Source organism: Proteus sp. PR00208 (assembly GCF_016238545.1).
In the GTDB taxonomy this organism is placed as follows: Bacteria; Pseudomonadota; Gammaproteobacteria; order Enterobacterales; family Enterobacteriaceae; genus Proteus.
Genome location: NZ_JAEHQE010000036.1, coordinates 1 through 11,848 on the forward strand (window position 1 = coordinate 1; position 11,848 = coordinate 11,848).

Here is an 11,848-nt window from a genome sequence, read left to right on the forward strand (position 1 = left end):
GCTATCTGTATCTATTACAGTGCTTTTAATATTGCATCCACACTGGCTTTAGCATCGCCAAACAACATCTGTGTATTCTCTTTAAAGAATAGTGGATTCTGAACCCCTGCATAACCGGTATTCATTGAGCGTTTAAACACAATAACATTTTGCGCTTTCCACACTTCTAATACTGGCATACCTGCAATTGGGCTATTTGGATCATCTTGTGCCGCTGGGTTTACTGTATCGTTAGCGCCAATAACCAAGACTGTATCAGTGTCAGAGAAATCATCATTGATTTCATCCATTTCTAATACAACGTCATAAGGCACTTTAGCCTCTGCTAACAATACATTCATGTGACCCGGTAAACGCCCTGCTACTGGGTGAATACCAAAACGCACTTTCACACCACGCTGGCGTAATTTTTCAGTAATATCATGAACAGGGTATTGTGCTTGAGCAACCGCTAATCCATAACCTGGAGTGATAATGACTGAGGTTGAATTTTTCAGCATATCAGCCACTTCTTCCGCGGTTGTTTCGCGGTACTCACCCATTTCACCTTCTTCTGTTGAGGCTGAGCCATCAGTACCAAATCCGCCCGCTATTACGCTAATAAAAGAGCGATTCATCGCCTTACACATAATATAAGAAAGGATAGCACCTGAAGAACCCACTAATGCACCCGTTACAATTAACAAGTCATTGCTTAACATAAAGCCTGCTGCTGCTGCTGCCCATCCTGAGTAAGAGTTCAGCATCGAAACAACAACTGGCATATCCGCACCACCAATTGACGCAACTAAATGCCAACCAAATGCCAAGGCAATCACAGTCATTATGATGATTAAGAAAACTTGTAAACCAACACTGTCAGTTTTAACAAACCAAACCATCAATAAAAAAGAAACCACTAAAGCTGCAAGATTTAATTTATGACGATTAGGTAACATCATCGGTTTAGATGACATTTTCCCACTTAATTTACCATAAGCGACAATCGAACCCGTAAATGTAACAGCACCAATGAAGATCCCTAAAAAGACTTCTGTTAGGTGGATATTCACCATAACAGGATCCATTGCTGTATTGTGGTCAAGATAACTGTTAAAGCCCACTAAAACTGCCGCTAAACCTACAAAGCTGTGCAAGATTGCGACCAATTCTGGCATTTGAGTCATTTCGACTTTTTTAGCTAAACGAATACCAATAACGGCACCGATTACCATTGCAATAATGATCCAACTCACATTGCCAGCATAAGGCCCGAAAATGGTTGCGAACAATGCAATTGCCATCCCTGCAATACCAAAGTAGTTACCTTGTTTAGAGGTTTCATGCTTTGATAAGCCGGCAAGGCTGAAAATAAATAATATTGCGGCGACAATATATGCCGCTGTAACAACTCCGCTGGACATAATTGTCTCCCTTATCCTTTACGGAACATTTTCAACATACGTTGAGTAACAGTAAATCCACCAAAAATATTAATACTCGCAATCAATATTGCGATAAACGAAAATAGGCTAACCCAGCCACCACTACCAATTTGGAGTAAAGCACCAACGACAATAATGCCTGAAATTGCATTTGTTACTGACATTAATGGCGTGTGCAATGAATGACTTACATTCCAAACAACGTAATAACCTACAACACAAGAAAGTGCGAATACCGTAAAGTGAGATAAAAACTCTTTCGGTGCAACATTTGCAAGCCATGCAAACAATAAAAAGGCTATCGCTAATAAACTGTATTTCTTCCAAGGTGAAACCGGTTTAGCAACGGGTTTTTCTTGTGGTTTTGCAGCAGGAGTAACTTTAGGTTGTGCTGAAACTTGAATTGGTGGCGCAGGCCATGTTACTTCACCCGCACGAATTACAGTCACACCACGGATGACAACATCATCAAAATCAATATTGATATTACCGTCTTTTTCTTTACACAATAATTTCAATAGATTAACTAAGTTAGTACCATAAAGTTGAGATGACTGTGCTGGTAAACGAGCAGCTAAATCAGTGTAACCAATGATTTTTACACCATGTTCTGTCGTAAAGACTTCATTAGGCACGGTATATTCGCAGTTGCCACCATTTTGAGCCGCAAGGTCGACTACAACACTTCCTGGCTTCATTGAATCGACCATCTCTTTCGTAATTAAACGAGGAGCGGTTTTTCCTGGAATTAATGCCGTTGTAATGATGATATCAACATCTTTTGCTTGTTCTGCAAATAATGCCATTTCAGCATCAATAAATGCTTTTGACATTACCTTAGCATAACCATCACCACTGCCCGCTTCTTCTTTAAAATCAAGCTCAAGGAATTCAGCACCCATGCTTTGAACTTGCTCTTTAACTTCAGGGCGAGTATCAAATGCGCGAACAATTGCACCAAGACTTCCTGCGGCACCAATCGCAGCAAGACCTGCAACTCCAGCACCAATAACCATCACTTTAGCTGGTGGCACTTTACCTGCGGCGGTAATTTGTCCAGTAAAGAATCTTCCGAATTCATGGGCAGCTTCTACAACAGCACGGTAGCCTGCAATATTTGCCATTGAACTTAACGCATCAAGAGATTGTGCACGAGAAATACGTGGCACACTATCCATTGCCATCACGTTAATATTCTTTTCAGCTAACTTTTCGAGTAATGCCGCATTTTGAGCTGGCCAAATAAAACTTACCAGTGTCGCGCCATCTTGTAGCAACGTAATTTCATTATCCAGAGGTGCATTTACCTTCAAAATAATGTCTGATTCCCAAACATTTTGAAGAGCGAGGATCTCGGCACCGGCGTCCTGATAAGCTTTATCTTCAAAGCTTGAGGCAATACCTGCGCCATTTTCAACTGCGACTGTAAATCCTAATTTTATGAGTTGAGTCACTGTAGCTGGTGTAGCTGCAACCCTTGTTTCATTAGAAAGTCGCTCTTTGGGTATACCAATTCGCATAATTTTCCCTTCTTATCCATAGAGTTCTGTTAAAACTTCTCCGTTAACTTCACATTCATGCAAAAAAAATGTTAAAAATAATAATATGCATGCCATTAATCGGAGTTCTAATAACCTACTGAAAATAAAACCAATAATCTATATCTGTGTAAAGCTAAAATTGAACTTAATTAGATCATTTTAGTCGAAAAGGCATATTTATGAATTATTCACTATATTCAGGTAAATATCTGGTAACATATACTGGTCATTTGACTCTGTGGTGATTCGCTAAATAAAATAATGCGACAAATGCTATTATTACATGTAATAATTAATCCCTATGTGATAAACCACGACGTTCAGCACATGACCAATATTAATTGCGCAAGGCGGAAGGATTTTGTATGAAGCTGAAAACCTCAGTCATCGCAGCAGCGATGTTGTCTTTAACTAATATCACTGTTGCGCAGGCTGCTCAGGAATTAACACCCGAACAAGCTGCAGAACTAAAACCATTTGAAAGAATTACAGTTATCGGTCGTTTTAACGCTATTTATGAAGCCGCTGATGCGGTATCTCGTCGTGCGGATAAAGTCGGTGCTGATAGTTTCTATATTCAAGGCCTAGATGATATTAGTGATAGCGGCAACATGAGTGTTACTGCTGATCTATACCATAAAGATGCACCCAAAGCAGATCAAGAAAGCTATCGCGTCTTTCATGGCGTGAAAGAACTACCAAAACCTGAAGCAATTCTGCTACAACCATTTGATACAGTTTCTATCCGCGGTTACTACCCTACAACCCCTGATATTAACGACGCAATTGCAAAAGCAGCTGCTAAAAAAGGTGCTGCATCATTCTTTATTGTACGTAACGTATCAACAAATGATGGTGGTAACCAAGAAGTAACAGCTTATATCTACAAAAAAGATGCGCCTAAACGTGCAATTCAAGCACCAGAGGCTGTCGTTCCTTATGACTCAGATGCAGGTCGCGCACTTATTGCAGAAGGCGGAGCCGCTGCCAATAAAGTTGAAAAACCTGGTCTTGCATCGAACACTGATTTTGATAGAAGTGTAGGAACATTTGCTGATACACAAACTTCGGGTGCTAGTGGTCGTTACACTGTCACATTACCTGATGGTACTGAAATCCAAGAAGTCAACAAAGCAGCTGCTGCATTAATGGATCCATTTGATACCATTACATTTAGCGGATACTTTGTAAACTCACCAGAGATTTCTTATCAAGTTGCTAAACGTGCAGCTGCAAAAGGTGCCAAGTATTACCATATTACAAATGAATGGCAAAGTGATGGTGGTACAGTCACTATTACCGCTGACCTATTCAAGTAATAAAGCGTCCTAATTAAAAAAACCTTGCTGATGCGAGGTTTTTTTTACTCAAAATATCATCAAAACCAACCTCATTTTGTAAAAGTGCATAATTTTTATGATTTAATGCATAGACAACCAAGTCAACTCTCCGTAAAATCTCGCTGTTTTTTAGTGTTTTTATCTTTATTTAAATTTGAGATATTCATATTTATTCTATTTACTGACCAAAAAACAAGAAAATACGCTATTTATTTACAATTTTAATCACGTAGGTAATTATCCTTGAATAAGAAACTTGGCTTAATATCACTCACCGCGTTAGTATTAAGCTCAATGGTTGGTGCAGGTGTATTCAGTTTGCCTCAAAATATGGCCGAAGTTGCCAGCCCTGCCGCATTGATTATTGGCTGGGTGATAACTGGCATTGGCATCCTCTTTCTTGCTACATCTTTATTACTCCTCTCGCGCCTTCGACCTGATCTTGATGGTGGCATTTTTACCTATGCGAAAGAAGGATTTGGTGAATTTATTGGTTTTTGTTCAGCATGGGGTTATTGGGTCTGCGCTGTTGTTGCTAACGTTTCTTATCTTGTTATTGTTTTTGCTGCCTTTAGTTTTTTTACAGATACACCAGAGAACGTTATTTTTGGTGATGGGAATACATGGCAAGCATTAATTGGAGAGTCAATCTTACTTTGGGTTGTCCATTTTCTTGTATTACGTGGTGTTCAAACTGCAGCCAGCATTAATTTAATGGCGACAATGGCAAAACTCCTTCCTTTAGGGTTATTTGTTATTGTCGCCCTATTAGCTTTCAATATGGATATATTTACCCTTGATTTTAAAGGTGTAAATCTGGGTGTCCCTGTTTGGGATCAAGTCAAAAATACCATGTTGATTACACTGTGGGTATTTATTGGTATTGAAGGCGCGGTCGTAGTTTCCGCAAGAGCTAAAAATCGTCGTGATGTTGGTTTAGCAACAGTACTCGCCGTTGTCATCGCATTAGTTATCTATATTCTTGTCACTTTATTATCGCAAGGTTTAGTTAGCCAAGCAGAATTAGCAGCGATGAAAAACCCGTCAATGGCGCCGTTACTTGTTCAGCTTATTGGTAACATAGGCGAGATAATTATTGCAGCGGGTCTTATTCTCTCTGTATGTGGTGCATATTTAAGTTGGACAATTATGGCGGCAGAAGTGCCTTATATTGCCGCACTACATCACTCTTTCCCTAAACAATTAGGGAAGCAGAATAAAAATGATGCGCCTTCATCTTCATTATGGTTTACCAATTGTGCAGTCCAATTCTCTTTAGTTTTAATTTGGTTGACGGGAAGTAACTACAATACATTACTGACCATTGCATCAGAGATGATCCTTGTTCCTTACTTTCTCGTCGGTGCATTTTTATTTAAAGTGGCAATTGCACGCAGTAGCCGTGCCTTATTATTAATAGCCATACCTGCAAGTCTTTACGGTTTATGGCTACTTTATGCATCAGGTGTTATTAATTTATTACTCTCTGTCGTTCTGTATGCACCAGGTATCCTAATGTTTTTATATACACGCAAGCAGTATAAAGATAAAAAACCATTGCATATAAGTGAGCGAATTCTGTTAGCACTAGTCTTATTTGGCGCTATTCCGGCATTAGGCTACTTAACTATTTACTAAAGACAATCTGAGAGGTACTCGAAAAACAGTGCCTCTCTTACCTTTCCCTTCCTTCTCTCCAAAAATCAATTTCACTTAAGTCAAAAAAATTCCCCTGCTAAGCTGTTTTTTTAATATCGATGGTTAGGTAGTTATAAATTAAGAAATACATTGTATGTTGTAACTAATAAATAGCTAGCTATTTATTAGCTAGGCAATAAAAACCCACAAGAAGCATGAGTTCCCGTGGGTTTAAAAATGTCACTATTAAATTAGTTAAAACTAACTTGTTCCATCGCCTGCAATATACGTTTATCTGATATTGGATACGGTGTACCTATCTGTTGAGCGAACAGGCTTACTCTCAGTTCCTCTATCATCCAACGAATATTTTGCACTTCCTCTTGCTGCTTTTGTTTCTCTGTTAGCTTACCTAACCACTGTTGCCACTGTTGAATAACATTTTCAACTCTGCTCATTTGAGCGCGATCGCGATTAGGATCAATGGCCAGTTTTTCCATTCGTTTTTCAATTGCACTCAAATAACGAGGAATATCCGCAAGACGTTTCCATCCATGAGAGGTAACAAAACCAGGAAAAACTAACTGACTAAGTTGAGCTTTAATATCAGACAATGCAAAAGCAACGCTAATATCCACCCGCCCTTTTAAACGTTTATTGATGGCAAAAACTTGAGTCAAAATAGATTCAACTTGTTTTGCTATTTCGACTACAGCATCGTTTAGTTCAGCTCTGACATATTCTTGCAGTTTTTGATACTCGCCTTCTTGCCAAACTAAACCACCATAAGACGCCATTAGTTTATCAACACCACAAGCAATACAATCATCAATCAACTCTAACACTTTGCCATAAGGATTAAAGTAAAGACCAAGTTTTGCTTTATTTGGTAATTTCTCATGTAGGTATTTTATCGGTGACGGAATATTTAATAATAATAGTCGTCTTACTCCTTTCCACATTGAAGCTTGCTGTTCAGATTCTGTTTCAAAAAGCTTAATACCCACACTGTTTTTTTCATCAACGAGTGCTGGATAAGCTTTCACTGAATAGCCACCCCGTTTTTGCTCATAACGCTGAGGCAAATCACCAAAACTCCAAATATGTAAATCTTGTTGTTCGATACCATCATCAGCTACTGCTGATAATGTTTCTTGCACTTTTTCCTTTAAGTTCTCTTTTAATTTATTGAGATCTTTACTTTCTGCCAGCGTTTTATTTTTATCGCCAACAACACGGAATGTCATTTTTAAGTGATCAGCAACTTGATCAAGTTGCCAACTCTCTCTATCAACGGTCACTCCTGTCATTCGGCGTAATTCGTTTTCGAGTTTATCGAGTAAGCCGCCTTCAACTTGAGGAACACGTTCTAAAAAAGCAGAAGCATAATTAGGTGCTGGTACAAAATTACGACGGATAGGCTTTGGTAATGACTTAATTAAGGCCACTATCAATTCATGACGAATACCTGGAATTTGCCAATCAAAACCTTCGTCTTTTACCTGATTTAAAATCGGTAATGGAATATGAACAGTGACACCATCAGCTGCCGTACCCGGTTCAAATTGATAAGTTAAGCGTAATTTTAAATTATCTTGATGCCAATAATTTGGATAATCTAGTGCGCTAACACGTTTGGCATCATCCTTGATAAGCATACTTTTTTCAAAGTTAAGCAGATCAGGTGATGCTTTTTGTGCTTCTTTCCACCATTTATCAAAATGACGTGATGAAACAACGTCTTGTGGTATTCGCTGATCGTAGAAAGTAAACATTGTTTCATCATCAACAAGAATGTCACGACGACGAGATTTATGCTCTAACTCTTCCACTTCAGTCCGTAATTTTAAATTGTCACGGAAGAATGCATGACGAGTTTGCCAATCACCTTCTACTAACGCATGGCGGATAAATAGCTCACGACATAATAACGGATCAATTTGGCTATAATTAATAGGTCGAGAGGCAACAATAGGTAAACCATATAACGTAACTTTTTCATTAGCCATTACAGCGCCTTGCGCTTTTGACCAATGTGGTTCGCTATAGTGATGTTTCACTAGATGTTCGGCGATAGGTTCAATCCATTCAGGTTCAACGCGCGCTGCGATTCGTCCCCATAAACGAGACGTCTCGACTAACTCTGCCACCATTGTCCATTTTGGTGGTTTTTTAAATAAACCAGAGCCAGGATAAATAGAAAAACGAGCATTTCTCGCACCTGTAAATTCTTGTTTATCGGCATCTTTTTGACCAATATGTGACAACAAGCCACTGAGTAGAGCAACGTGAATACTTCTAAAATCAGCGGGTTCGCTATTAACAGGAAAACCTAATTCTTTAACAACTTGTCGCAATTGCGTATAAACATCTTGCCATTCTCGAACACGCATAAAGTTTAAAAATTCTTGGCGACATAGCTTTCTAAATTGGGAATGGCTCAACTCTTTTTGTTGAGTTTTTAAATAATCCCACATATTTAAAAAAGACAAGAAATCAGAATCTTTATCTTGGAAGCGTCGATGTTTTTCATCAGAAGCTTGCTGTTTATCCATCGGTCTTTCACGAGGATCTTGAATTGAAAGTGCGGATGTAATAACCATCAACTCTTTTACTGCACCATATTTACGTGCTTCAAGTACCATTCTCGCCAAACGAGGATCAATAGGAAGTTGTGCAAGTTGTTTCCCCATTGGGGTTAAACGATAAGCACCATTGTGGTCGGTTTCGTCTTGTAACGCGCCTAGTTCTTCTAATAAACGGACACCATCCTGAATATTGCGTTTATCAGGTGGCTGTACAAATGGGAAAGCACTAATATCACCTAATCCTATCGACGTCATTTGCAAAATAACAGATGCAAGGTTAGTTCTTAATATTTCTGGATCAGTAAATTCAGAACGAGAAATAAAATCATCTTCTGAATAAAGACGAATACAAATACCATCAGAAACACGACCACAACGCCCTTTTCTCTGATTTGCTGAAGCTTGAGAAATAGGCTCTATTGGAAGTCGTTGTACTTTAGTGCGATAACTATAACGACTAACACGCGCAAAACCGGTATCAATAACGTACTTAATACCTGGCACAGTTAATGAAGTTTCGGCAACGTTAGTGGCTAAAATAATGCGCCTGCCATTATGAGGATGAAAAATTCGGTTTTGTTCACTGTTAGATAAACGGGCAAATAAAGGCAATACTTCAGTATGGCGAAGTTGTAATTTATTCAGCGCATCAGCAGTGTCACGAATTTCTCGCTCACCGCTCATAAAAATAAGAATATCACCCGCACTTTCTCTGCTTAATTCATCAATAGCATCAACAATGCCATCGGTCATATCCTTATCACTGTCAAGTTCGTCACCACCAATAGGACGATATCTCACTTCAACAGGATAAGTTCGGCCAGATACTTCAATAATCGGTGCTTGATTGAAATGCTTGGAAAAACGTTCAGGGTCGATGGTTGCAGAAGTAATAATAACTTTTAAATCAGGGCGCTTAGGTAATAACTGCTTTAAATAGCCAAGAATAAAGTCGATATTTAAACTACGTTCATGGGCTTCATCAATAATGATAGTGTCATATTGTAGTAATAGCTTATCTTGCTGTAATTCCGCCAATAAAATACCATCTGTCATTAGCTTAACGAGGGTATTATCGCCAACATGATCACTAAAGCGAACCTTATAACCTACAGATCCGCCTAACGTACTTTTTAATTCATGAGCGATACGTTCGGCTACTGAACGTGCAGCTAAACGACGAGGCTGAGTATGTCCAATAAACCCCTTGATCCCTCGTCCTAATTCAAGACAAATTTTAGGGATCTGTGTTGTTTTACCAGAGCCAGTTTCCCCTGCAATAATAACGACTTGGTTATCTTTTATTGCATTATAAATAGCATCTTTCTTTTGACTAACAGGCAGGTTTTCTGGGTAAGTAATTTCAGGACAATTAGCACGACGGCGAATTATCATCTGTTGTGCCGTATTAATATCTTCTTTAATTGCACTTAATACCGCTTGTTTAGACTCTTCATTATTAATTTTAGCGACGCCACGTAGACGTTTTCTTAATCGCTGCTGCTCCCGCAACGATAATTGCTCTATTTCTTGATAGAGCGTGGCAGATGATAATGTCACCTTTTATTATCCTTTTTGAGGTTATTCTAATCAAAACTATTGAGTTCATAATATCACAACAGGCTATTTGCACATAAAGGCTTGATTAAATTTCTTAGTATATGATTTCATATAATCAATAATTTTGAATAGCATATTCAAAGTATTGTGATGTGATATTTTAAAGATTGGGTAAACTACTATTAACCAATAAATTTAAATAAATAGAACATTTTATAGCCCACGAGAAAATAATGAAAAAGATCCTTGTACTGAAATCCAGCATTTTAGATAGCTATTCACACAGTAATAAAATGACCGATTACTTAATTGAAAATTGGCAAAAAAACCATAAAGACGACCTGATTACTGTACGTGATCTCGCTAAAGATCCTATACCAGCTCTAGATCAAGCCACCTTATTTGCCTTTGGCAAAGATGTTTCCATACTCTCTGATGAGCAAAAATCAGCTAGAGCTTTATCAGATGAACTGATTAATGAATTAAAAGCACACGATATGATTGTGATTGCTGCACCAATGTATAACTTCTCAATTTCAGCGCAATTAAAACATTATATCGATTTTATTGCTCGCGCAGGCGAAACATTTACTTATACAGAAGCGGGTGCTGTTGGTTTACTCGAAAACAAACAAGCTGTTGTATTAACCAGTCGTGGTGGTGTTCATAAAGATAAGCCTTCTGATTTGATTGTTCCATTCCTTACACAGTTTTTAGCTTTTATCGGTATCAATGACGTACAATTTATTATGGCTGAGGGTACTGCATTTGGTGAAGAATATGCACAGCAATCTCATCTGCAAGCACAAAAAGAAATTGATACTGTAATTAGTACAAAAAATATCACCGCAAAATAATTAATTTTATCTTTTTATAAAAGCACCTAACTAGGTGCTTTTTTTATATCTAAATATTAAAGATATATCAATATCACTTAATTTTTTATAAAAAAGACCTTATTGAGTTATAACTAAAAAACCTTAAAAGAAGATAATTCCGAAATAACCTGATTTATTAAAAAAATAATTTAAGAATTAGTTTTAAAAAAAGAATTTATTCTATTATTCACGCTAAAAATAGATATATAGGATTGAATTAAATTTGATTTTAAAAAGATAAATTAATAATATTTTTTTGCTTCTAGAGATAAGAAGATTATTAAATAATTTTATTAATTCAATAAATGGAATTTTAAATGAAAAAGAATTTACTCTCAATGCTCATTTTATCTACAAGTTTTTTATCGACCCAATCAAATGCAGTTGAATATGTAGAAAATGGTATAGGTTCAGTTGAAATTAGTGGCTTAGTAACACCAAATCTTCGCTGTGAGTTACAAAATATAGCACCAATTAAATTACATGACGTTCAAGCAAATAATTTTGCAGATACCCATTTGGCAAACGTGGACGCACTACCAATTAACATTAATTTTACAAATTGTTCTGATGGCCTTCAGAATATAAAATTAAGAGTTAAAAATAACGGAGAAAGTATATTAAAAAATACAGCAAAAGATGGTAGTAATGTATCTGTTGCTATTTTAAATGCAGATGGAAATGAAATAGACTTATCAATAGCAGAAAATCCAGCATTTAAAGTAAATATTGATGGTGATGATAATACGGCAAGTTATGAATTTCTAGCCAATTATAAAAAACCAGACAATGCAAGCGCAACACCTGGCCAAGTAACGGCTAGCTTAAGTTTTGATGTTATTTATTCTGATATTGAAGACCTAAATTAAAATTTAAAAA

General features: G+C 37.4%; 7 protein-coding genes. 4 read left to right on the top strand and 3 right to left on the bottom strand.

Annotation, left to right across the window (positions count from 1 at the left end; genetic code table 11):
- Window positions 1–14: 14 nt before the first annotated feature.
- Complete coding sequence (gene pntB, locus JEP36_RS17305; RefSeq protein ID WP_198620018.1) at window positions 15–1,403, bottom strand: Re/Si-specific NAD(P)(+) transhydrogenase subunit beta; 1,389 nt, start codon at window positions 1,401–1,403, stop codon at window positions 15–17.
- Between the two features lie 11 nt (window positions 1,404–1,414).
- Window positions 1,415–2,944, bottom strand: a complete 1,530-nt coding sequence (gene pntA, locus JEP36_RS17310; RefSeq protein ID WP_198630535.1) for a Re/Si-specific NAD(P)(+) transhydrogenase subunit alpha — start codon at window positions 2,942–2,944, stop codon at window positions 1,415–1,417.
- Window positions 2,945–3,330: 386 nt separating this feature from the next.
- Here pntA and ydgH point away from each other — a divergent pair, with 386 nt between their 5' ends.
- Entirely contained in the window at window positions 3,331–4,284 is a 954-nt protein-coding gene (gene ydgH, locus JEP36_RS17315) for a DUF1471 family protein YdgH (RefSeq protein ID WP_100158325.1), read from the top strand.
- 264 nt (window positions 4,285–4,548) lie between these two features.
- Window positions 4,549–5,943: a basic amino acid/polyamine antiporter gene (locus JEP36_RS17320; protein WP_109372269.1), complete on the top strand. Its 1,395-nt coding sequence runs from the start codon at window positions 4,549–4,551 to the stop codon at window positions 5,941–5,943.
- 251 nt (window positions 5,944–6,194) lie between these two features.
- On the opposite strand, the gene hrpA is transcribed toward JEP36_RS17320, so the two are convergent.
- Window positions 6,195–10,091, bottom strand: coding sequence for an ATP-dependent RNA helicase HrpA (gene hrpA, locus JEP36_RS17325; protein WP_198630536.1), 3,897 nt, complete (start codon window positions 10,089–10,091; stop codon window positions 6,195–6,197).
- A gap of 233 nt (window positions 10,092–10,324) precedes the next feature.
- On the opposite strand from hrpA, the gene JEP36_RS17330 reads away from it, so the two are divergent.
- Window positions 10,325–10,948 (top strand): FMN-dependent NADH-azoreductase, encoded by a 624-nt coding sequence (locus tag JEP36_RS17330; protein ID WP_198620014.1) that lies wholly within the window; start codon window positions 10,325–10,327, stop codon window positions 10,946–10,948.
- A gap of 338 nt (window positions 10,949–11,286) precedes the next feature.
- Complete coding sequence (locus JEP36_RS17335) at window positions 11,287–11,838, top strand: fimbrial protein (RefSeq protein ID WP_198625662.1); 552 nt, start codon at window positions 11,287–11,289, stop codon at window positions 11,836–11,838.
- The last annotated feature ends 10 nt before the right edge of the window (window positions 11,839–11,848 follow it).

What these genes read in the sequence shown, in the direction of transcription:
- pntB (WP_198620018.1), bottom strand. Translation starts at nt 1,403, where the DNA reads ATGTCCAGCGGAGTTGTTACAGCGGCATATATTGTCGCCGCAATATTA.
- pntA (WP_198630535.1), bottom strand. Translation starts at nt 2,944, where the DNA reads ATGCGAATTGGTATACCCAAAGAGCGACTTTCTAATGAAACAAGGGTT.
- ydgH (WP_100158325.1), top strand. Translation starts at nt 3,331, where the DNA reads ATGAAGCTGAAAACCTCAGTCATCGCAGCAGCGATGTTGTCTTTAACT.
- JEP36_RS17330 (WP_198620014.1), top strand. Translation starts at nt 10,325, where the DNA reads ATGAAAAAGATCCTTGTACTGAAATCCAGCATTTTAGATAGCTATTCA.
- JEP36_RS17335 (WP_198625662.1), top strand. Translation starts at nt 11,287, where the DNA reads ATGAAAAAGAATTTACTCTCAATGCTCATTTTATCTACAAGTTTTTTA.